Origin of the sequence: Lagierella sp. (assembly GCF_029983815.1) — a bacterium.
GTDB lineage: Bacteria > Bacillota > Clostridia > Tissierellales > Peptoniphilaceae > Mediannikoviicoccus.
Genome location: NZ_JASBYU010000002.1, coordinates 180,489 through 204,871, shown reverse-complemented (window position 1 = coordinate 204,871; position 24,383 = coordinate 180,489). Strand labels below are relative to the sequence as shown.

At 35.8% G+C, this 24,383-nt stretch carries 20 protein-coding genes; all 20 read right to left on the bottom strand.

Features of this window, described 5'->3' with window-relative positions:
- Window positions 1-250: 250 nt before the first annotated feature.
- A complete protein-coding gene (gene guaB / locus Q1K37_RS02140; RefSeq protein WP_300408901.1) occupies window positions 251-1,711 on the bottom strand; it encodes an IMP dehydrogenase in 1,461 nt (486 codons plus the stop codon).
- 107 nt (window positions 1,712-1,818) lie between these two features.
- Complete coding sequence (locus tag Q1K37_RS02135; protein ID WP_300408899.1) at window positions 1,819-2,505, bottom strand: GntR family transcriptional regulator; 687 nt, start codon at window positions 2,503-2,505, stop codon at window positions 1,819-1,821.
- 71 nt (window positions 2,506-2,576) lie between these two features.
- Window positions 2,577-3,851 carry an L-serine ammonia-lyase, iron-sulfur-dependent, subunit alpha gene (locus tag Q1K37_RS02130; protein ID WP_300408897.1) on the bottom strand — a complete coding sequence of 425 codons (1,275 nt, stop codon included), beginning with the start codon at window positions 3,849-3,851 and terminating at the stop codon, window positions 2,577-2,579.
- A gap of 169 nt (window positions 3,852-4,020) precedes the next feature.
- Window positions 4,021-4,986 carry an aromatic acid exporter family protein gene (locus Q1K37_RS02125; RefSeq protein ID WP_300408895.1) on the bottom strand — a complete coding sequence of 322 codons (966 nt, stop codon included), beginning with the start codon at window positions 4,984-4,986 and terminating at the stop codon, window positions 4,021-4,023.
- 159 nt (window positions 4,987-5,145) lie between these two features.
- Window positions 5,146-5,751: a hypothetical protein gene (locus tag Q1K37_RS02120; protein ID WP_300408893.1), complete on the bottom strand. Its 606-nt coding sequence runs from the start codon at window positions 5,749-5,751 to the stop codon at window positions 5,146-5,148.
- A 10-nt stretch (window positions 5,752-5,761) separates the two neighbouring features.
- Window positions 5,762-5,998 carry a helix-turn-helix transcriptional regulator gene (locus Q1K37_RS02115; RefSeq protein ID WP_300408890.1) on the bottom strand — a complete coding sequence of 79 codons (237 nt, stop codon included), beginning with the start codon at window positions 5,996-5,998 and terminating at the stop codon, window positions 5,762-5,764.
- 237 nt (window positions 5,999-6,235) lie between these two features.
- Window positions 6,236-7,366 carry a transglutaminase family protein gene (locus Q1K37_RS02110; RefSeq protein WP_300408888.1) on the bottom strand — a complete coding sequence of 377 codons (1,131 nt, stop codon included), beginning with the start codon at window positions 7,364-7,366 and terminating at the stop codon, window positions 6,236-6,238.
- A 155-nt stretch (window positions 7,367-7,521) separates the two neighbouring features.
- Complete coding sequence (locus tag Q1K37_RS02105) at window positions 7,522-9,264, bottom strand: proline--tRNA ligase (RefSeq protein WP_300408886.1); 1,743 nt, start codon at window positions 9,262-9,264, stop codon at window positions 7,522-7,524.
- Between the two features lie 324 nt (window positions 9,265-9,588).
- On the bottom strand, window positions 9,589-10,524 hold the full coding sequence (locus Q1K37_RS02100) for a hypothetical protein (protein ID WP_300408884.1): 936 nt from the start codon (window positions 10,522-10,524) through the stop codon (window positions 9,589-9,591).
- 149 nt (window positions 10,525-10,673) lie between these two features.
- The gene (locus Q1K37_RS02095) at window positions 10,674-11,720 is read right to left on the bottom strand and encodes a HAMP domain-containing sensor histidine kinase (protein ID WP_300408882.1); all 1,047 of its coding nucleotides are present in this window, start codon (window positions 11,718-11,720) and stop codon (window positions 10,674-10,676) included.
- A gap of 2 nt (window positions 11,721-11,722) precedes the next feature.
- Window positions 11,723-12,409, bottom strand: a complete 687-nt coding sequence (locus Q1K37_RS02090) for a response regulator transcription factor (RefSeq protein ID WP_300408880.1) — start codon at window positions 12,407-12,409, stop codon at window positions 11,723-11,725.
- A 9-nt stretch (window positions 12,410-12,418) separates the two neighbouring features.
- On the bottom strand, window positions 12,419-13,066 hold the full coding sequence (phoU, locus tag Q1K37_RS02085; protein WP_300408878.1) for a phosphate signaling complex protein PhoU: 648 nt from the start codon (window positions 13,064-13,066) through the stop codon (window positions 12,419-12,421).
- A gap of 8 nt (window positions 13,067-13,074) precedes the next feature.
- Window positions 13,075-13,824 carry a phosphate ABC transporter ATP-binding protein PstB gene (pstB, locus tag Q1K37_RS02080; RefSeq protein WP_300408876.1) on the bottom strand — a complete coding sequence of 250 codons (750 nt, stop codon included), beginning with the start codon at window positions 13,822-13,824 and terminating at the stop codon, window positions 13,075-13,077.
- The gene (gene pstA, locus Q1K37_RS02075) at window positions 13,817-14,653 is read right to left on the bottom strand and encodes a phosphate ABC transporter permease PstA (protein ID WP_300408875.1); all 837 of its coding nucleotides are present in this window, start codon (window positions 14,651-14,653) and stop codon (window positions 13,817-13,819) included. Before pstA ends, pstB begins: the two co-directional genes overlap by 8 nt.
- Window positions 14,650-15,531: a phosphate ABC transporter permease subunit PstC gene (pstC, locus tag Q1K37_RS02070; protein WP_300408873.1), complete on the bottom strand. Its 882-nt coding sequence runs from the start codon at window positions 15,529-15,531 to the stop codon at window positions 14,650-14,652. Before pstC ends, pstA begins: the two co-directional genes overlap by 4 nt.
- A 13-nt stretch (window positions 15,532-15,544) precedes the next feature.
- Entirely contained in the window at window positions 15,545-16,477 is a 933-nt protein-coding gene (locus Q1K37_RS02065) for a substrate-binding domain-containing protein (RefSeq protein ID WP_300408871.1), read from the bottom strand.
- 228 nt (window positions 16,478-16,705) lie between these two features.
- Entirely contained in the window at window positions 16,706-21,052 is a 4,347-nt protein-coding gene (locus Q1K37_RS02060; RefSeq protein ID WP_300408869.1) for a cell wall-binding repeat-containing protein, read from the bottom strand.
- Window positions 21,053-21,341: 289 nt separating this feature from the next.
- Window positions 21,342-22,181, bottom strand: coding sequence for a hypothetical protein (locus Q1K37_RS02055; RefSeq protein ID WP_300408867.1), 840 nt, complete (start codon window positions 22,179-22,181; stop codon window positions 21,342-21,344).
- 66 nt (window positions 22,182-22,247) lie between these two features.
- Entirely contained in the window at window positions 22,248-23,159 is a 912-nt protein-coding gene (locus tag Q1K37_RS02050) for a 1-phosphofructokinase family hexose kinase (protein WP_300408866.1), read from the bottom strand.
- An 8-nt stretch (window positions 23,160-23,167) separates the two neighbouring features.
- A complete protein-coding gene (locus Q1K37_RS02045) occupies window positions 23,168-24,301 on the bottom strand; it encodes a zinc ribbon domain-containing protein (RefSeq protein ID WP_300408865.1) in 1,134 nt (377 codons plus the stop codon).
- Window positions 24,302-24,383 lie beyond the last annotated feature (82 nt).

Below are 24,383 nucleotides of genomic sequence, written 5' to 3'. Positions count from 1 at the left end.
TTTCCCCCTTAGGTGTGTACCCTATATGTAGCTTAAGAGTATCGTACCGCTTGGTCCTGTGCCTTCGCCCGGATCCCTAGGTACACTTTCGCCCACAAAATAAAATTTCATGAACTCATTACGCATACATATTAACAAGTTTTACTGGACCAGTCAAGGACAATTTAGTTAAAACTAAGTAAGTTTTATGAAAAACCAATGCCCATCATCTACTTAACTATAAGCATTTGATGGGCATATCATTATATTTTTATTTTAAATGTATTGAATAGTTTGGTGATTCCTTTGTAATAGAGATATCATGTGGGTGATTTTCTATTAGAGAAGCTGGAGTTATCTTCATAAAGTGAGCTCTTTCTTTAACTGCAGGGATGTCCTTTGCTCCAATATATCCCATACCTGCTCTTAGTCCACCAACAAGTTGGTAAACTACATCTTCAACTTTACCTTTAAATGGAACCCTACCTTCTACTCCCTCTGGAACGAATTTCTTAGAACCAGTTTGGAAGTATCTATCTTCTGAACCAGATCTCATGGCTCCAATGGAACCCATTCCTCTATATTCCTTATATCTTCTACCTTGGTATAGTACCTCTTCACCTGGTGCTTCACTGGTTCCAGCAAATAGAGAACCTGCCATTATTACATCAGCTCCTACACCAATGGCCTTGATGATGTCTCCAGAATATTTGATACCACCGTCTGCAATAATAGGCACACCGTATTCATTTGCAGCCCTTGCTGCTTCCATGATAGCAGTTATTTGAGGAACCCCAATACCTGTAACAACTCTGGTAGTACAGATGGATCCAGGTCCTATACCGATTTTTACACAGTCGGCACCAGCTTCAATCAAAGCCTTTGTTCCCTCATAGGTTGCAACATTACCTGCAATAACCTGCATTTCTGGATAGGCATCTTTAATCTTCTTAACAGCCTTTAACACGCCGGCACTATGTCCATGGGCAGTGTCGATGGTTATAACGTCCACCTTTGCTTCTACAAGGGCCTTAACTCTGTCCATCATATCTTCAGTGATTCCAACAGCCGCTCCAACAAGAAGTCTACCGTTGGAGTCTCTAGCAGAATTTGGATATTGTATAGATTTTTCTATGTCCTTAATTGTGATAAGACCGGTTAGTTTGTAGTCGTCATCAACTATAGGAAGCTTTTCAATTCTGGCATTCTTCATCTTTTCCAAAGCGTCATCCATGGAGATATGTTCTTTTCCTGTGATAAGTTTATCTTTTTTAGTCATCACATTGTCGATATCCTGCTCCAAGTCAGTTTCAAATCTAACATCCCTATTAGTCAAAATTCCAACAAGTTTCATATCGTCATCCACAATTGGAACACCAGATATTCTATAATTTGCCATAAGCGCTAAGGCATCCTTTATCTTATGAACAGGGGATAGATAAAATGGATCAGTGATAATTCCATGCTCTGATCTCTTTACCCTGTCAACTTCCTTCGCCTGTTCTTCAATGGTCATATTCTTGTGAATTATACCTATACCACCTTGTCTAGCCATGGCTATGGACATCCTAGATTCAGTTACAGTGTCCATTCCAGCACTCATTAGCGGAATATTTAGCTGAATCTTCTTAGTTAAATTGGTCTTTAAGCTTGTTTCATGAGGTAGAACATGTGACTCCCTTGGTACCAAAAGTACGTCATCAAATGTTAACCCTTCTCCTACAAATTTCATAATTGCGCCTCCTAATTTTTATTCAGTGATTTTTATTAACTAGTAATTTAACAACTTTTTATTTTTTTGTCAATATTAAAACCTATAAGTATGTACTTATGTGTTCATTAACCCTTCATAAAGTAATCAATATCCCTTCTCAACTCTTCAACAGCTTTTTTTCTGTCCCTGTTCTTTAAATAGAATAAAAACTCACTATGTTGATGACTGTAGATATTAAAGACCTCCCTGTTCCAACTATTCCAATAGTACTGAGAAAAGACAAGCATCTGTTTTTGAAATGCATTTTCTAAAATCTCGTAATAGTATTCATCGTGATAAAAGCTAGCCAAGGTCAAATGGAAATCCATATTGGTATTCCAATAGGAAACTGGATCTTCACGACAGGCATTTTCCATTTGCTCCAGATGTAAGCTTTCAAGGACTTCAATGTCCCTATCCTGAACCCTTTCCCAATATTCATCTAAGTACTTTGGTTCCAAGAATTTCCTAAGCTTTAAAATACCATCCAGATATTCCTTAGAATAGGAAACAATAACATATCCAAGCCTTGGTATAGATTTTAATACCCCTTCATTACACAGTTCAATAAGGGCGTCCCTAACAGGGGCCTTACTGATTTGGTATTTATTCATTAAGTTTTTTTCATTTAAAATGTCACTAGTACTATAGTTACCCGATACGATATCCTGCTTAATAGAATCGTACACCTTTTCTCTTAAAGTCATTTTATCCTCAACTTTTCGTCTACTTACTAATCCTACTGGCTTTTTGATTGGTAAAACCCAATTCATTTCAAAATGCTCTGCCAGATAAAAAATTAGGATTTGGTATTTATTATATACCAAATCCTAAAAAATATTAATTAATTTCCCTCTAACATAATCTCAAGTATTTTATCGTCGGTGTATTTCATGCCTTCAGAAGCCATTTTACCAATGTTTTTTACAGTCTTATCGGAACAACTTCCCACAATTCCATCCATATATTCAAATTCAATTCCTCTCTTTGCCATTTCAAGGGCAAGAAGGCTATTATCCAGGGCAACTGCAATCTTGGAAGCACAGGAAGCCTTGGCCCCATCACATACTATTCCACCGGAAGTTGCAAGGGCGTTGGTCAAAATGGATTCGATTTTTTCTTCCTTTAAGCCAATAAGATAACCAATTCCACAGGCAGCTGCTCCGCCAGCACTAACAGCGCCGCAAAAAGCAGAAAGCTTTCCAATATAGTACTTTTGATAGATTGCAATGAGGTTTGAAACCATCAGTCCCCTATAGAGTCTTTCCTTAGAAAGATTTTCCCTTTGAGAAAAGACGATTACGGGAACAGATGTGGTAATTCCCTGGTTTCCAGAACCAGAATTTATAACGACAGGTAGACTGCAACCTCCCATCCTTGCATCGGAGGCAGAGCAAGTCATAGCTTTTATCTCGTCCTTCATGTCCCCTTGAGAGGTCATCTTAATTATGGGACCAACCTTTGCACCATATCCCTTTTCAAGGCCATTTTTGGCAATTTCCATATTTGACTTTATCTGTAGGTCCAAACGCTCTAAAAGCTTTGGAACATCTTTTAAATCCACATTGTCAGCAAAGTCTATAATACTTCTTACAGATAGAAAGGACCTGTCCTCAGTACAGTTTTCCTTGTCACTTATTTCAGATTTATAAATTACCTTACCATCCACTTCAACATAGGTAATATTGTCATGGCAGTCCTTTATTTCCACCGTAACTTCTTCACTATCAGTCTTACACACAATCTTTATGTAAAGAAGATTTGTAACATTAGAAACATGGGTCTTAATAACCCTATCCTCTATCAATTTCTTAGCCCTTTCAATGTCCTCACAGGTAATATCTTCAAGGACTCTAAGATTTTTAGAAGCCTTTCCACCAACAATTCCAAGGGCAACAGCCGTCAAAATCCCCTTCATTCCCTGGGAGTTTGGAACTAATACGGACCAGGCGTTCTTTATAATATTCTTAGAACAATATACTTCGATGTCTCTTGGGTCAGAAGTCAAATACTCTTTAACCTTTGCAGCACAAAGGGCAATTGCAATAGGTTCAGTACAACCTAGCGCCTGTTGTAATTCTTCAAGTAGAACCCTTTCAAAATCCTTATAAGAAACCATAGCAACCTCCTAACTGATATCATCACTAATCATATCAGGAAAATCCCTAAATTTCAAGGTGTTATATTATGGTTTTTTTGCCATCGTAGACCATAATACTCCTCCTATGGCAATAAAAAAAGACTAACCGCAGTGGCTAGTCAAGAATATTTAATCAATCAAGTAAAATTTAGAGTAATCTATCCTTTTTCTCAGTTCTACTGGATAGTACAACCATGAATTCATCTATACTTTTCATTGTTTGATATACTGCAGACCTTATTTTAAATTCTTCCCTAGTTTGAGGGGCCGGTAAAATTTCAGTATAATTCTTCATAAACTCCATTTTTCTTCTCATCTCTTTAACGGTGGCTTCTTCAGTAATCTGTGTTGAATTGGTCTTTAATATCTCCGCCAGTTCTGTACCTTTAGTGAATTCGGGAGGGATTTGACTTAAGTCTTCGTATATATTTTTTAAAATTCTAGACTGTTCTTTCATTATGTTTATGTTAAGGGTGATGTCTACTCCTTCATCAAAATTTAAATTTTCCATTTCCCGATTAGCTAAAATCGAAGCTTCTTCTATTGCTTTGTCCAAGTCCACAAATAAATTTTCTTCAGTCTTAATATCAAATTCCTTTGTCAAGGCAATAATAAATCTATTCAAGATATAGATTATCTTCTCGTCTATCTCACAGATTTTCTCTTCTAGCTTTTTTATCTTATTCGGTGCATAGATATTGGTTAAAAAGGCCAATAGGGTTCCTATTAAGATTAAGCCTATTTCGTTTAGTATTATACTCTGGTCAACTTTTTTGATTGCCAATAAATGGGTCACAAGGACAGAGGAAGGACCTAGTCCTATCTCCACTTTAAAGAAAAATGAGATTGGAACGAAAATTAGAAGATAAAGGGCAAATACCCAATTCTTAAAACCAAAGATATAAAAGCATAGGCTTCCTATTAAAATGGCTAGGATTGCAGAGATTAGTCGTTTAACTCCCCCTTTTAAAGTTTGGGTTCTGGTCTCTAAAACAGATAAAATTGCAATAATACCTGCTGATGCAGAAAATTGTAAACCTAAGTTTTCAGCAATAAAGATTGCAAAAAAGGCTGCAAGTGCAGTTTTTATAGTTCTACTTATAACTGAATTCATATTATTCTCCTAATCTTTAATCTACTTACAATTTGATTATACACAATTGGAAAGATTAGAAAAACCGTTTACCATATTCACAAATTAAAATAAATGGATAAAAAAAACACGAACTCAAAAAACAACCTTGCCATAAAAGCAAGGTCAACTTACAGTCTATTAACTTTTTATTATCACATCTGGATTAAATAGCGTCACCGATCCTATTACACTTCTTTTTAAAACCACCTTTTCGTAACCCTTCCAACCATAATGGCTTATATAATTTTTGTCTTCCTTGCCATAAACGGTGACTGCATGAAAGATATGTCTAAGGGGTTTGGAGTCTATGGATTTTATATCCACACCGGAGTTTAGCCAACCAAAAACTATGGAAGGCCTTCCTTTATTTAAATATTCCCTTACTCCAATGCTTCCCAATGTATAATATGCTCTTCCTGGTAAATTATAGGCCCTACAAAGGGAGTTGATGGCATCGGTAATAGTCTTAGCCCAACTCTTATTATATCTGCTATATTTGCGCAATTGGTCCTGTAGCGTAAAACCCGTCGTCTTTAAGTTTCCGTTCTCCAAGAACTTTTCAGGCACAAACCCACCTAATGTCTTGTTCCAGTAATCTAAAAGAATACAGGCCGCAGTAAACCCACAGGTTCCATTTATATTTTTAGGATAGACGCTGTTTCGAATCACCTTATGGTTTGGAACATAGAAACCCCTATCCTCGTCATGATGAAATTTTCTTTCTCCATTAAAAATCTCTTTCATAAAATCCTAACTATCTATCTTCTGGTTTTACACATGGGCATTGAAACTTCCCCGTCCCATCTAAGTCAAATACTTCATAAACACATTTATCTAGAGCGTCGGCTATGGCACCGGCTAATTTCAAATTAGGCATGGTCTTCTCATTTTCAATCTTATTGATACTAATCCTTGAAACCCCTACTTTTTTTCCTAACCTATGCTGAGATAGACCTAAAGGCTTTCTAAACTCTTCTATTCTATTTTTCATTTCAACACCCCTACCCTTTTAATAATCCTATTTAAATGTACATTTATTATCTCTTGTAATATTAAATACCCTATTTATAAAATTTTATTCTAAATTTTCGCAAATAACATTAAAATAAATCCTATTACTATCATACCATTCTAATCCACTAATGTATACACCCTTGTATTTATTACAAATAAAGGGCTCAGTATTTCAACTGAGCAGCCATTTATTATAATTCGATTATATCTTTATCTATTTTGCTTTTTCCCAATTGAAAGTGTATACAAATTGGTCAGGTTTATAGAAGTCTATTGCCTTTCCATCTATTTCAGCATATGGGTAACCAAATTGATTTAATGGTTCTCCCTCTTGTTTTGGATTTAACACTAAATCTCTACCTGTAGTAAAGCCTACCCTTACAGCATCCCAATTACCATAGTAATAATCCTTTAGAGCTAGGGCTTCCTTACTGTCCTTTTCCAGATTGTCATTTAAAATTCCCTTTAATACATCGGCTATATCGATAGGGAACCAACCTGTTCCAGGTTGATAGTACTCAACCCAACAGTGTTGTGACTTTGTGATGTCAGCAGTATCGTCCTTACTAAGTCTAACGCCGAAGGTTTCCCTTGCAGGTATATCTGACGCTCTACAAAGGGCAATGAATACAGAACCGATATCGGTACACTTTCCAGCCTTTGTATCAAGTAGTTGATCCACATCTCCAAGTCCACAACCTATAACGTCATTGTCCCTGTTCATATTGTCGTAGATCCAGTCGTAGATAGCCTTTACCTTCTCTTCAACTGTAGTCTTTCCCTCTGTAATTTCCTTTGCTTGTTCCTTTATAGGACCATTTATATTTAAAAGCTTAGAATCTGATAAGTACTCTTTGAATTCATCCTTGTTAAAGTCTGTTTCCTCTTTAATTTCAGGTCTTAGGGCTTCTCTTCTTGTGACATCAAAGGAATAGCTAACCTTCTTTTCAGTAGCTTCAGGTTTAAACTCCACATATATCATCTTGTTTCCAAGTTCGTCTTCCTCTACAGTCGCAGTTCCAACTGCTTCATCTATTTTGATTTCTTCATTGGAAATATCTTGAAATTCATCGGACTGAGCATATGGAATCCAAAGTCTTGAAGACTTTTCACTCTTGTGGGATGATAAGTCAAATTCCTGTGTTACCTTTCCTGAGACTTCCTCCGCTTCACTATCATTTTCCTTTTCTTCCTTGGTCTCTTCAGTAGCGACTGTTGCTTCTGTAGCTTCAGTCGTAGCCGCTGAAGAGTCCTCTGTTGCCTTGTTATCATCAGTTTTGTTACATGCTGTAATTGTGAATGATAAAAAAATAGCAAACAAAATTAAAATTAATTTACGTTTCATCCTATTCTCCTTTTTTTTATTATGGGTATAACTTTGTACCCATTTAAATTTATTGTATAGAATCCTTTACGCGCTGTCAATAATACCACAAGTTTATAAATATATTGAATGAAATAATGATAGTGACCAGTTTTAATGACCACTATCATCTATAATTATCTATAATAATTGTCTAAACATTTTAAAGATTTAGATACTTCTTTCATTATCTCTTCAATGGCATCGTTATAGTCCATTTCGCTGTTTTCCATTTTTTCACGGGTAGAATATTCGACAATTCCTTCTCCCGCTCTCTTGCCTACTGTAACCCTAAGAGGTATACCAATTAGGTCTCTGTCATTAAATTTAACTCCAGCCCTCTCTTTTCTATCGTCAAGGATAACTTCCACACCCTTTAGTCTTAAGTTTTCATATATCTTGGTTCCAAGTTCCATCTGATCCTCGTCCCTCGTGTTCATAACGGAGATGATTACATGGTATGGCGCAACTATCAATGGCCAAATAATACCATTGTCGTCATGATTTTGCTCAATTATGGCAGTTACCGTCCTAGTTATACCTATGCCATAGCTACCCATGTAAAAGTGCTGTTCTTTTCCATTTTCATCAAGGTAGGTTGCATCAAGTGCCTTGGAATATTTCTCTCCCAATTGGAAGATATTACCCACTTCGATTCCCCTTGCAGATTTAAGGGGTTCCTTTGTCTCAGGGTCGATGTCCCCTTCTTCAATCATAAGAAGATCCTTTACCACTTCCCCGTCAAAGTCCCTTCCATAGTTGGCATCTTTATAGTGGTAGTCCTTTTCATTTGCACCTATTACGAGATTTTTCATCTTCGTGATTCGTTCGTCGATGATAATCCTTACATCTTCTGGAATTTCAGAACTAGGTCCTGTAAATCCTGGTGATGAATTCAACTTTTCTTCTATGTCAATGTCAGTCATCATCTCAATTGCATGTTCTGGAACCTTTAAGTAAGAAACCAACTTAGAAACGTTGAGCTCTCTATCTCCAGGTATGATGACTAAAACAGGTTTTCCTTCCACCATTAAATCTATAGCCTTGGCACAGTGACTACTTGATGTGTTGGTAAATTCCTTGACATCTTCGATGGTCTTACAGTTAGGGGTGAAGATCTTAGTAAGTTCCTTCATCTCCACATCTTCTTCATCCACTTCATAGTAAACTTCTGCCTTTTCGTCTGTGGCAGCAAAAGTTGAAGAGTCACTGTAGAAGATTACCCCTTCTCCAGTTTCTGATAGGGCTATAAATTCATGGGAGTTGTTTCCACCCATGGCTCCACTGTCTCCTGCCACTACCTTATAATCAAGCTTTAATCTATCGAATATCACTTCATAGGCCTTCCACATATTTTCATAGGCTTTATTTAAACCTTCCATGTCCGTATCAAAGGTATAGGCGTCCTTCATCAAAAACTCTCTAGATCTATTTATACCAAACCTAGGTCTTTTTTCATCCCTATATTTATATTGAATTTGATAGATATTTAAAGGCAGCTGTTTATAGCTTTTGATTTCGCCCTTTATCAAATTTGTAAAGTATTCTTCGGCAGTAGGTCCAAGACAGAACTCCCTGTCATTTCTATCCCTAAGTTTAAACATCTCTGGACCAAAGGTTGCCCATCTTCCAGACTCCTCCCAGATTTCCCTTGGTTGTAGGGCGGACATTAAAATCTCTTGAGATCCAAAGTTGTCCATTTCCTCCCTTACGATATTTTCAATTTTACGAACCACTCTATAACCCAGTGGAAGATATGAATAAATACCCGATGCAGTCTTTCTGATCATCCCTCCTCTAAGGAGAAGTTTATGGCTGGCTATTTCAGCATCAGCTGGATCTTCCCTTAAAGTAGGCATATAAAACTTTGACATTTTCATAAATAAGTCCTCCTTTTGTAAATCAAATACAATAAAATTCATGTAAAAATAGATAGTCAAACCCTTAAAATTCGTTTGATAACTAAAAAAACCTTCCACCTAGAAGGCGAAAGGTTACGCGGTACCACTTCTTTTAAAATTAAATAATCCACTTGAAAGCTATAAGGCACAACCCTGCAGTTTTGTCTGCAACCTCCAAGACAGGTTCCCAAAGTTTACCAGAAAGTTTTCACCAACCACTTTCTCTCTTTAATGGCTTCCAAAGGTATTAGTTCTTTTCCCAGGTAAAGTCTATGTTATCACAATTAACACCTTTTGCCAATACTACATAATCAAGTCCCTTACCCTCTTGTCCCACTTTCTATTGGATATTGTTGCTACAATCATAAGCACTATCCACCCTAAAAGGGTCCAACTGATTAAAATAGAAAATATGAGTAGCGGAACTTTAGCATTGCCCCTACATTTGAAAAAGGGTATTAGCAAAAACAGAGCTGCTGAAGTAGTCAAAGCTATAAAGAATCTAGGTGACATCCCATCAAATATCGAAAAATATCTAGCGAAGAAACCTTTAAAGGTTTCTGCTCCAGTAAAGCAAACAAATAAAACTACACCAAAGACGATTATATTGAAAATAAAATTGGTTACAGTTCTCATTTGATTTTGTCTTCTTAGCCTTTTTAACTCGCTCTTTGGTATAAACCCCTCTGGAACATAGTCCTCTCTAAAGTCTCTTTCATCTTCAAAGCTGTCTTTGTCGTAAAATTTCTCTTCACTGTATTGAGACTTAGGCTCTTCTTTTTTAGAATTGCCCTTTTTCTTAAACCGTTCAAAAAAATTAGATGAACTTTTCTCCTCTTCGTAAAAACTTTTGGATTTGTTCTCTCTAATGGATTCAAAGAGGTCATAGTCGGTCCTTTCAAAAAGCCTTCTCTTCTTTGTATCCTCTAAATTGTCCTCTTCTTCATCCTCTAAAATTCTAGAGGTGTTATCCTTATCAAAATCCTCTTTGTCTTCAACATTTTCCTTATTGAAAATCGGTCTTTTTCTTTGACTTTCTTTAAATTCCTTCTCTTCTTCTTTTTTATAGTCTTCAAGAAATCCACTAAAGTCATATTTAGAAGGTTCTTTCTTCTTTTCTAGGATTTCAAAATATTCTACATTCTTATTTTCCGCCTTTTTAACCTTTACAGGCATGCCACAATTTGTACAATATTTGAAATTTTCTTGTAATTCTTCTCCACAAAATTCACATTTCATAATCTCACCTTAGAAATTTTTATAACTATAAGATATAAATGCCAATGGGAATTTAAATCTATCCCATCTTTTAAAAAATAGCAGTTATAAATATTATACCCTAGTTTAATCCTCACATTCAAATAAGGCCTCAAATTGAAAAAATGAGACTATGAATTTTCTCCCATGGTATAGTCGGTCTTTTCCGGACCCTTTTTTGGAAATGTAAATATAAACTCAGAGCCTTCTCCAATTGTACTCTTTACCCTAATATTACCGTTATGGGCGAGGGCCGTATGTTTTACTATAGAAAGACCAAGTCCTGTTCCGGCGTTTTTCCCTCTGGATTTGTCCGCCACATAAAACCTTTCGAATATTCTTGCAGTGTCTGGTTTTGAAATTCCTATTCCAGTGTCCTTAACCCTTACAACCGCCTCATCCAGGTTACTATAGACAGTAACTTTAAGCATTCCGCCCTTTTTATTGTATTTTACTCCATTGGAGAGTAGATTATTAAGTAAATTTTTTATTTTTTCTCTATCTGCAGTCACCGTAACCGGGTCCATATTACGTATTATGTCCACACCCTTTACTCTAGCCATATTGCTTATGTCCTTTATGCTCTCATCGACTAAATCCATTAAATCAAAGGTGGTTAAATCCAAACTGATGGCTTCCTTGCCCGTAAACTTTGATAGGGCAATAAGGTCGTTAATAAGCTCTAAGAGTTTTCCTGCATCTTGAATTATTATTCCAGAAAACTCCTTTGCCTTATCCCCTGTGGCTATTCCAGTTTGAATCATTTCAGCATGGCCTATAATAGAAGTTAGGGGAGTCTTTAATTCATGGGTAACATTGGCAGAGAACTCCGACCTAAGTTTTTCCATGGTCTTATATTGGGCCATGGAAAACATGGAGTTACCCTTTTCATTTTCTAAAATGTCCAGAAGCTCATTTATATCCTTATCATATTTTAAGTCCAGATTGTCGTCGTTGAACACTTCGGAAATTATAATAGCAGAAAGGGATTTTGGATTGTACTTACCCTTCTGATGTCTAAGTAGAAAATAGGTTAAAATAGCGCAAAGAACCAAAATAAGACCTGTATAAGTCGTCAGGTCTTTTTTGGCATGAAAAACATAATCTAAAAGTATTTTAAAAACCAAAAATACCCCTAAATAGGATAATCCTACTTTTTTTACAAGATTCATATCCATTTTTAGTCCTCATCTACGATCTTGTAACCGACATTTCTCACAGTTACAATATATCCGTCCCTATCAAGTTTTTGTCTAAGCGTCCTTATATGAACGTCGATGGTCCTAGTCTCTCCTTCGTAGTCAAAGCCCCATATCTCTTCAGTCAGCTTTTGTCTTGTTAAAACAATATCTTTGTTTTCGATAAGGTAGTAAAGAAGCTCAAATTCCTTATAGGTTAATTTCACTTCTTCTCCACCGACTTTGACAACTCTTTTAGAAAGGTCCATCTCTATATCTCTAAAATAGATTTTCCCGCCATGTACTTCTGGTTGTGACTTGCCATATCTTCTCAACACAGCCTTAATTCTGGAAATGAGTTCCATAACTCCAAAGGGCTTAATGACATAGTCATCTGCCCCCATATCCAGTCCTCTAACCTTGTCGATTTCCTCATCCTTGGCTGTAACCATAATTACGGGAATATCCTTATATTCCGAATTTTCCTTCAGAAATTTTAAAATCTCATACCCATCCTTACCTTCCAACATTATGTCCAGTAAAATCAGGTCTGGTACTTTTTCTTCCAAGCCTTCCATTAACCCTTCAGCATCCACATAGCCATTGGCAATAAAGTTGGAATTGTTCAAGGCATAAACAACTAAGTCTCTTATATTATCTTCATCTTCAACTAAGTAAACTGTCCTCATTCATCATACCTACTTTTGTACGTGTTGTCCTGTGATAGAATATTCAACCCATTCTGAAATATTCTCTGCATGATCTCCTATTCTTTCAAGATACTTTGCAATCATCAAAATATCAATTGCATATTCAGCTCCGATTGTATCGGCTCTGATTTCTCCCACTACATCTTCTCTGACTTCGTCGAAAAATCCATCAACTCTATCATCATGTCTACTAATATTGTCTACAAGGGATAGATCTCCTGTCACAAAACTCTTTAAACTTTCCTTTAACATTTCAATAGAAGTATCAGCCATTACAATAATCTTTTGATATGTTTCGTCCTTTGTAACCTGTGGAATGGTCATAACAATTTCCGCTATGTCCACTGCGTGATCTCCTATTCTCTCCATATCTGTAATCATCTTTAACGCAGATGAAATTAACCTTAGGTCACTAGCCACTGGCTGTTGACGTAAAAGCAGCTTTAGAGCTCTCTCTTCGATCTTTCTCTCGTATTCATTTACATCTTCATCATTGTCCATAATGAATTTAGCCTTAATAAGATCCTTATGTCTAAAAGCTCTAACGGCTTCTATTATTCTAACGGAGATCAAATCTCCCATCTCTGTTAATTCATCATTTAACAAATTTAATTCTTCATCAAATTTACTTCTCATTTTTCCCCCTAGCTGAAACGTCCTGTAATATAGTCTTCAGTTCTTTGGTCTCGAGGAACACTAAATAATTGTTCAGTATCAGAAAATTCCACTAGATCCCCTAACAAGAAGAAACCTGTCTTATCAGAAACCCTTGTTGCCTGTTGCATGTTATGAGTTACGATTACAATTGTGTATTCTTTCTTGATTTCGTCTAAAAGTTCTTCTATCTTAGAAGTTGAAATTGGATCCAGTGCCGAAGTTGGCTCATCCAATAAAATTACTTCCGGTTCAACAGCCATAGCTCTTGCTATACAAATCCTTTGTTGTTGCCCTCCGGAAAGAGCCAATGCAGATTTATTCAAATTGTCCTTAACTTCATCAAAAATAGCCGCTTGACTTAATGACCTTTCAACTATTTCATCTAAAGTCTTCTTGTTCTTGATACCATGTGTCCTTGGACCATAGGCGATATTATCATAGATTGACATTGGGAATGGATTTGGTTTTTGGAACACCATCCCTACTCTCTTTCTAAGTTCATAAACGTCTATTTCAGAAAAAATTTCCTTTCCGTCCAGATATATATTACCCTCTTTTCTATAGGATGAAACCAAGTCGTTCATTCTATTTAGACTCTTTAAAAGAGTGGACTTTCCACATCCTGAAGGTCCGATAAAAGCAGTAACTTCATTTTCTTCGATATCCATATTTACATTTTTTATAGCATGGAAATCCCCATAATATGAATTAAAATTTTCGATTTTTATCTTACTCATCTATTTGTTCCCTTCCAAGTTTTTTAGCCAGCACTGTTGAAGCACCGTTTATTAATAATATTACAATTAATAGAATTACGCCTGTCGCATAGGCTTGGTTAACATTCATACCTTCGGAGGATAGGGCATACATGTGTAGTGCCAATGTTCTACCTCCAGAAGCCGGACCTACAACTTTCTTAGGTATTTCGGCAACGGTACCTGATGTAAATAGAAGTGCAGCAGTTTCACCTACAATTCTACCTATACCCAATATTACACCTGCCAAAATTCCCGGCATTGCACTTGGTACAACTATCTTTAAAATAGTTCTTACCTTTCCTGCACCAAGACCAAAGCTAGCGTCCCTTAGAGATTGAGGAATTGCTATCAATGCTTCCTCAGTACTTCGCATAACCAATGGAAGTATCATAATTGCAGTAGTCATTGCTCCTGCTAAAAGTGAAATATTCCATTTCAAATATATAACAAAAAATAACATACCAAATAGACCGTAGACAATTGATGGTATCGCTGACAGTGTATCGGCTGTTACTCTTACAACTCTTACTATTCTATTTTCTTGATCCGCATATTCTGCCAAATAAATTGCAGTTAAAATTCCAAGGGGAACTGCAACCAATAAAGACATTAAAACCATTATCAATGTATTTATAATCGCTGGGAACATAGAAACATTGTCACTATTGTATTTAAGGGCAAATAGTTTAGGTTCCAAATGAACTACTCCCTTGATTAGAATAAATGCTACTACAAATAATAAGCTTAATAATGTAAGAACTGAAAAGAAGTAAACTAGAAATTTTAAAACTCTTGAACCTGTTTTCATTCCTTAATCCTCCTTCTTTTACTGATTACAAATATTATATTGATTATCAATATGAATATAAACAAAACTGCTCCCGTTGCTATAAGGGCTTCCCTATGCAAATCAGCAGCATAACCCATTTCCAATGCAATGTTCATAGTCAATGTTCTAACACCTTTAAATAGACCATTTGGCATTCTTGGCTGTCCACCAGCTACTAAAATTACCGCCATGGTCTCTCCTATAGCTCTACCCATTCCTAAGATCACAGCTGATATGATACCTGACTTTGCAGCAGGTAGTACAACGGTGAAAATAGATCTTTCCTTTGTGGCACCTAGTGCCATTGCACCTTCATAATAACTCTTTTCTACGGAATTTATCGCTGCTTGAGACAAAGATATAACTGTAGGTAATATCATTATTGCAAGTATTATAATTGCAGCAAGCATCGTCAATCCGTTTTTGTTTATAGCCTTTGCTATAACTGGAACAACAACTGTAAGACCAAAGAAACCATAAATAATAGAAGGAATACCTGCCATTAAGTTAATTCCAGCAGTAAAGGTAGAATGCAGTTTTTTAGGGCAATACTTAGCCATGAAAACCGCAGTGAATATACCCGTTGGAACTCCCAGTAAAACCGCCCCTAAAGTTACATAGAAACTTGATAGGATGAAAGGGAAAATTCCAAATTTAGCTGGATTGGCATTAGGGGCCCATTTGGCCCCTAAGATAAAGTTCTTTATTCCAATTTCTTTTATAGTTGGTAGTCCTCTTGAAAAGATGAATAGACAGATTACAACTACGGCTAGGATAGAGGTAAGTGTAGACACAAAGGCTATCCCTTTAAATGCATTCTCTTTCCTATAAAAATTTCTTCTCGCTTTATCTACCATTGCCATCTCTCTCTTACTTAACGTCTTCCCACTTAGTTAATTCTCCAAGGTAGATATTTTTCAAACTATCTAGAGAAATTTCTTCAACTGAACTATCTTTGTTAACAATTACTGCAATACCGTCCATTGCAATAACGAATTTCTTTAAATCTTTTTCACTATCTTTAAGCTCTCTTGAAGCCATACCTATGTTTGCAACACCTTCTTTAGCGTTTTGAACACCAGTAGTTGAGTCTGACATGTTAACTTGGATTTTTACATTAGGATTGATTTTTCCATAAGCTTCAACTAGTTTTTCCATTACTGGAGTTACTGATGAAGATCCAGCTATTGCAATGTCTCCACTAACGTTAGGGTCAGGTGTAAATTCTTTAGCTTCAGGACTCTTTACATATCCTTCTTCTTCAACAACCTTTTGTCCATCTTCACTTAGGATAAATCCGATAAAGTCAGCTTCTGCTCCTTGTGGTTCTTCCTTAGTTACAATGTTGAAAGGTCTTGCTATTTTGTAGCTGTTGTTTGCAACATTTTCAGGAGTTGCTTCAACACCGTCAACCTTTAATGCTTTAACAGTGTCATTTAATGATCCTAATGAGATGTATCCAATAGCATTTTTGTCTCCTGCAACAGTAGTCATAACTGCTTCAGTGTTGTTTTGGATAACAGCTTCTTCAGTAGTCATATCGTTCTTGTCACCGTCGATAACTTCTACTAGTTCTACGAAAGCTCCTCTTGTTCCTGAACCATCTTCTCTAGAGATAACAGAAATTTCTCCTGTCATTCCATCTCCTGTTGTTTCTTCTGATCCTTGTTCACTTGTTTCAGTAGCTTCTGTTGTTGCTCCTGAACTCTCTTCTGAACCATTATTGGTTCCTGTCTTGTCACATGCTGTAAATAAAAGAACTACAGCCATTAAAATACCTAAAATTTTAAATTTGTTTTTCATTTTTACCTCCACAATCTTAGTGTCTTAACTATACCAATGGTTTGTTAAATAAAAAGATTGTAATTGTTAAATCCATGTTAAAGTTAACCACTTTTCCCTATTTTATACTAAAAACTCTAAATAATAAGGTTTTCATGATTTTTATAGCTATTTATTTTGTTAGAGTTACCTTAGATTTGAAGTAAAAAAAGACACCGAAAGGTATACTTTCAGTGCCTTTTGTAGGTATTATTTTATTATATCCTCAGCAACGGAACTCTTTCCACCAAAGATATTTACAATTTCAATGTCCTTATCGTCCATATATGCCTTAACATATCTATCAAGTTTTTCAGGTCTTGTTAGTAGTACTGGCATATTGTTATTAGCTGCATAAACGCCAACAACTAGGGCATCAGGGAAGTCTTTTCCATTTACTAAAGCCATCTCTTTAGTATTTTCAAAGTATTTTCTTGCTATCTTCACAGCTGTTTCATATCTGTCTGCTCCTGCAAGTCTTATAGACTTTTCAAATTGGGAATCCACAGTCTTATCTACAGAGTCCTTACCTCCTACTATTATAGAATTCTTGATTGAGAATTCTTTTAATAGGCTTTGAGCATATCCAATACCAGTTCCATCGTAAAGGATGATTGGCATATTTTCTCTTGCTGCAACTGGTGCAATTGCTAAAGCGTCAGGATAGTCTCTTCCGTCTGCGACAATTACAGTATCTTGGTTAGGATTTGCCTTTAAGATAATTTGGGCTACCTTTAGAGAAGTTTCATATCTATCTGATCCATATATTCTTGAAACTTTACCAATTTCTTTAAATCTATTTTCTTCATTTGTGCTAACTGAAGAATCACCACCAACGATGATTACCTCTTTTGCTTCTAGTCTTGTTAGTTCCTCAACTACTTTATCAAGAGCTTTTCCCTCGTCGGATAATAGAAGAGGTGCATTTTTATATTTAGCAAGAACTGTTGCTGTCAAGGAGTCTGGGAAGTTTCTTCCATCTGCAACGATGACAACTTCAGATTTATCGTACATCTTCTTGCTTATTTCAATGGCAGTTTCATATCTGTCATTACCCTTTGTCCTTGTAGTTTCTACCTTTGAAACCTCAGTAGGCTCTGTAGAGTCCTCTGTTTCAGATGGTACACCTGGACTAGGTTTTACTGGTTCTGTGGTATCAGGTTTATCAGTTGAATCTGATGGTTCTGTAGTCTCTGTATTGTCAGTTGGATCCCCTGGATCTTTTTCATCTTCGACTACATTTACAGTGACTTTGGCCTTAAGTTCTTGAGGATTTGTAATACCTTCTGGTAATACTAGTTCTCCCTCTAGTACATAAGTTCCAACTTCATTTTTGAAATTATCCAAATTCCAGTTAACCTTTAAGCCCATAGTGTCGTCAGCAGCTGTCAATTTATTCAGTGTTCTAGCAAATAGTACAGGTAATTTTTCTAATGCTGAAAGGATGTTGTCCCCTTTGGTTTTCACATGGATAATAAAGGCCTCTTGTGGAATATCTCCATTTTTTACATAGTACTTGCCATTTTTGGTATTACTATTTGAAATATTTGAAACCTTACCTCCATCACTATATTCAATAGAGTATCTTCCAACTATGTCATAGTCTTGAGAATTTAATGAGATATTAAAAACATAGTCTTCATAAGACGAAGTTACTGTGAAATAATCCTTATTTGCTGTTACTTTTTGGTTTGAACCAAATCCCCCTTCATCTGTAACCTTTAATAGGTCTGGGTAGTCTTTTGCACTTACAACATCGCCATTTTCGTCAACAACCTTAAAAGTTGTAACTTCATTTCTTCCCTCTTTAGTAATTCCTAAACCAGTTGTAGGTTCCTCTGGTGTAGTATCTACCGGAGTTGGATCTACAGGATCTTCTGTTCCAAATGGTTTTACCTTTATTACAAATACCTCTTCTGGAATCTCTCCATTTTTAACATAGTACTTGTCATTTTCAAAATTACTATTTGTAATATTTGAAATTTTACCAAAACTATCATTTTCAATTGAGTATCTTCCAACTAATTCATAGTCTTGGGAGTTCAATGTGATATTGAACACATAGGCTTCCATATTAGAAGTTACTGTGAAATAATCTTCATTTGCTGTAACTTTTTGTACTGAACCATACCCTTCTACATCTGTAACCTTTAATAAATCTGGATAATCCTTTGCACTTACTAACTTATTGTCAGTTGTAACAACTTTATAAGTTATGGTTTCTTTGTTGCCATCCTTACCAAGACCAAGCTTTACAGTAGGTTCTTCTGGAGTTGGATCTACCGGTGCTGGGTCCACAGGATATTCTGTTCCAAATGGTTTTACCTTTATTACAAATACCTCTTCTGGAATCTCTTTATCGTCTACTTCGTAATAGGTAGGTGTGGTATTGGAGTTTTTAACAACAGTCACTTTTCCACCCATTGTCCCTTGGTCATAGTCCATACCAAATTCGTAGGTTCCAACTAATTCATAGTCCTTGGAATGAAGTTGAACACGGTACTCTTCAGTCACTCCATCGGTCTTCATAGTGAAATAGTCGCCATTAGAAACTGCTCTTTTCACATAGTCAGGGTTCATGTTATATCCAGATATAAGTCCTGGATATTCCTTTGAACTCAATACCTTTCCATCGGTTGTTACCACTTTATAGGTTATAGTTTGATGCTTACCATCTTTAGCGATTCCAAGTTTTGGATTTTCAGTTGGAGTTTCAGGAGTTTCAGGCTCTTGACCCTTTTCCTTTACATGAATCACATAGAATTTTTCTGGTTCTTTATTGGCATCATGGCGACTTAAAGCTTCACCATTGGCCTTTACATCCCTTACAGTTCCATCCTTATAGATAGTACAGTATTCCTGTTTAAATCCATATTCGCCAACCATTTCATATTTGTCTGAAACTATTTCAAGATTGAAGAAGTGGTCATCCCCAGTAGTTACATATTCATAAAAATCTCCTACTGGATTAAAGTAGATTTCCTTCTTGTATTCATCTTGGGAAACTCCCTTTAACATTCCAAGATGATCCTTAGAACTTAAAAGATTTCCATTTTCATCGACTATCTTATAGGCAATAGAAGTTGCACCAAACTCTTCACCGTCTCTAAAGTTTCTTCTAAAAGTTCCTATTTTCGGCTCTTCATCCTTAGTTTCGATTCCACCTTGGGCTAACTTAACCTTTACCATCTCTGGTAATAATTTGGAGATGTCCTCTCCCTTTTTTATAGTAATTTCGTCTTGGTCAATAACTTCTACTATTTTTTTAATACCTGTATCTTCTGGATCTTCAGGTTTTGGTTCTTCCGGTGTTTCAGGAGTTGGGTCTTCTGGTGTAGAACTTGTATTAATATCTTCAAAAGCACTATTCTTTACAGAATCCTTAGTTTTTAATTGTTCCTTGTAACTCATTAAAGTGTTTAAAGTGTCATCATTGAAGAAAGCTTTAACTTGATTACTTGCATTTTCAAGTTTTTCTAAAGTAGGGATATCTTCCTTATTTAAACTTCCCTTATTTAGACTGTTGAATATCTGCTTTGCTTCAAGATAGGCATATTGACTTGTTTCATAGCCAGGATATCCAGGGTTTCCTTGAACCCATAGGATTTCTAATTTAGGTAAAGCCAGTAGTGGTTCTAGATCTTCAATTCTATTGTTGGTCAGTACCAATTTCTTTAAGTTTACTAAACCCTTCAATGAACTTACGTCTTTGACATGGTGTCCTCCAAGGTCAACCTCCTCTAGACTGGTTGAATCCTTTAAAGGCTCTACAGAGTCTATTAAATTTTCATTAATCGGTTTTGTATAGTCTACTTTTGGAGCTGAGGCAAGAATTGTCTTTAATTTAGTTAATCCTCTCAAAGGCTCTAAACTCCTAATAGGGCTAAAGTCAGATCTAATATACTCTAGATCCTTCATATTAGATGCAAAATCATAATTATCTATTCTAGTAAATGATAAATTTAGAATCTTCATCTTTGTGAAGTTGGAAAGTATAGAAGTATCTTCGATTTTAGCATCGGAAAGATTTAAAAATTCCAACTCAGTCATATTCTTTAATGGACTGATATCCGTAACTCTATTTTCGTCGGTTCCAAGGGATCTTAAGTCCAAGTGAACCATCTTATTAGCATTCTTTAAAGGCGTTAAATCAGTAAAGATTTGATATACCGCACTAAACCATTCAAGGTTTGTCGCATATTCAAGTTCTGATATATCCTTAACCTTTATTCCTATCTCCTTACGGTCGTGGGCACCACATTGTTCAGGGGATAGTCTGTGAATTCTTCTTAACATTCTTTTGGTTATAACCGCGTCATCCACATCATCCACAGTTCCTCCAAAAAGAAGTACAATACCCCTCTTTAGGTTCCAGTCGGATATCTCTACTACATCATCATCGTCTGGCAGTGGTTTTAAAGTTTCATCAATTATGAATCCACGTTCATCTTTTTCATAGTCATTGTCCACTGCATTTTTTTCTGCTGCATATCCTAGGTTTCCAAAACTACCTATGAAAATGCTTAAACTCAACAAAATTGCAATAAGTTTTTTCATTAAATCATCCTTTCCTTTTTTAATTAATCTATCCAATTATAAATATACCCTAATCGTTTGTCAATTAACATTCAAATTCGTCACTTTCTAGTTTATGGTTATATTCGTGTTAAATATTTCCGATTGCATAAAGCAAAACAAAATTAACTTTTTCCTTTATAGCTTTATCTAATAAATTCCCTGCAATTTATTTATTAATTGTTTTATCTAATCATTATTTATTGATAAGCAATCAAAGTAAAACTAACCCATAAAAAAACCGAGACTAAAAAAGTCTCAGTTGAAAAATCTATAAATTTTTACTTGATATCCACGCCTTAATGGTCTTTCCATTACGTAAATTTGTTATGGTTCCGTAGCACCACATTCTTGAACCATCGGTTTTAACCTTGGTTATTTGAATAGGGTCTCCCGAAATTGCTAGTCCCACAATCTTTCCTTCTAGGTTTGGTTCCTGTCTAAGATTGGACCTAGGAGACTGAATCTTCACAGTCTTTCCAACCCAGTTTTTTGGATCTTCCGGCAAATCTTCGGTCTTTATATCCCCTACATCAACATTGGTCTCGGAATCCTCTTCTTCAGAAGCCACTTCCTCCCCTTCGCCAACAGCTTTATTTACAGTTGCCAAAAGTTTCTTAGACTCCTCGATCTCTCCAGCTATTTTTACATAGTCTTTTATTATGGATGAAGCTAGATAGACATTGTCGTCCTCCATAGCCTGCTTCACTTGATTAAGTATATTGGTTTCGGCTTCCTTTAACTTTTCCTTAGCCTGTTTATTAAACTGGGAGTTTTCTCTATCAATTCTTCCAAATATTCTAACGGCAGAAAGATAGTCACCTTCATCTAACTTATTTATTCCCTGTTCATATACCTTTGCCTCGGTTTTCATTTTAATAGTGTCATCTCGTTTTACCTTATACTTTTCGTCGCCGGTCTTGGTATAGAGTCTTGCATAGATGGTTGAAGCAGGGCCATATTCCCCACTGGAAATATAATTTTCCGCTTCCCTCTCCAATTTTCCCAGGCTCGATTGACTGACTACATAAGATGCAACTAATGAGATAATAAGAACAAAAATAATTGCGCCAATTCCTATGGCAAATCGATTTATCTTTTGTAATTTCATTTACAATACCCACCTAAATATATTCTTACTATTTATCATACTACAATTATGCCCAATGTGGAAATACTAGCACCGCCTATGGACCACAATTTCTTTTGAAATCTTTTCAATCTGCTCTCTTCTTGCCAAGTCCTTAGAGAAAGCAGTGGCAGTGGCACAGGCCATGGCAATTTTGAAAGATTCCTCTAGATCTGCAGTTCTAATATAAGTAGCAATAAAACCAGCAATCATAGAATCTCTAACCCCTTCGGTTCTAACCTCGTCTCCCTTAACTCCATCTCCCTTGTAGACACAGTCTCCACTAAAGAGGTAGGCACCATCTTTTCCTAAGGATATTATTGCATGTTTTGCACCCATTGCCAATATTTTCTTTCCACATTCAATAAGTGTGGGTTCATCTTCAATTTTAATATTAAAAATTTCTTCAACATCGGAGATATTTGGCTTGACCATCAAAGGCCCTCTTTTTATAAAGTCCTTTAATTTTTCCGCTGTTGAATCCACGATAAATTCTGCACCATTAGCTTTACAAATTGAGATTATCCTGTCTTGAATGTCCTCGTCCACATTTGGAGGAAGACTTCCCATAAGGATAATGGTATCTCCTTCTCTAATTCTTGAAATAAAATATAAAAATTCCGATTGTTCATTAAATGAGATATTAGGTCCTTTGCCATTGATGATGATATTTTGTTTATAAAGTTTAATATTAATCCTAGTTTCATCGTCAATTTCAATAAAGGAGGTGTTTATTCCCTCCATATTTAGCCAGTCCTTAATAAACTCTCCCGCATATCCACCTAAGAATCCTGTAGCTACTGAAGGCATCCCCAGCCTTCTAAGTACTCTTGCAACATTTATGGACTTTCCTCCTGGAACCCTTAGATCATTTTTCATTCTATTTTTATAATTTTCCCTCAATTCATCGACTTCCACTATATAGTCGACGGAGGGGTTTAAACTAATGGTATAAATCAAAGTATCACCTATAATCTTTCAATCATCATGGTAATCAGCGGTCTAAAGAATATTACGCTTGCAATTTCAAGGCCTACTATCACGAGAGATGTAAATTGCAGATTTTTGATATTTCTATTACCCTTCCACTTGTCCTTTAAAGTCCCTTGGACTATGAGTATCTCCAATAATAGGGAGATGATGTATAGAACAAATCCCCTTGGTTTCAAGGAGTAACCTAGCATCAGGCCTGTTCCCGGCACAAAGGCAAATACCAAATGAAGAATCAATCTAATTGTGCATACTAAGGTAGCAAATATGACACAGTTTGAAAACTTTCTATGGCCATCTATAGGCTTTAAAAGATCCATCTTATCGAAGGTCATAATAGCATAGGGCTTTAGTATCACTATGGTCAATGCACCAAGGGAGACAACTATGGTTATCAAAAACCTATTGAAACTTAGGGTCTGTACTGGACTTGAATTGCGGATGACTTCTATATTTGTCATAAGCAAAAAAATCGAGGAAAGGATGATGCAGATATCTCTATAGTAGTTTCCTGGTTTTTCCAAAAGTTTTATAAATTTTTTCACCCAAGAATAGATAGAGTCCACAGCTTTATTGTTGACTTTAGCAATAATATTACCTATTTTTGTAAATTTAATCGGACTTTCCACCGAATTTTTATATTCCTTTGAGGAATTTGCTTCTTCAAAGGTAAAATCATCTTTTTCCTCTGTAAAATCAACTTCTTTATCTTCCAGAATAGGGTCTTCATTTCCTATAACATCCTCTTCTGAAACCGTCCTAGGATTTTCTTCTTCAAATTTTACAGTTTCTTCCGTTGTCTTTTCTTCAGAAATAGCTTCATTTAAATCTTTATCCATTGAAACGGTCTCAGTTTTTCCAGCATTTTTTAAAATTTCGTCAAAACGTCTTGCCTTTTCCTCTTTAGTTTCATAGATACCCTTATTTTCATCTTCCCTATCATTATATCTATCTATTTTTATATTATCTTTTCGAGTATTATCAATTTTATTTTCAATATCTTGTCCGTGAACATCAAATTTACATCTAAAGAATTCGGATATATTCAATCCACACATTGGACAAAATTTAGACTTTTCAGGTATTTTTTCTCCACATTCAGGACAATACATAAGATCACCTCGTGAATATTATAACACCATTAACCTACAAATCCTTAGATGTTGATTTGTTGTAACTTTTGAAAATAGATGG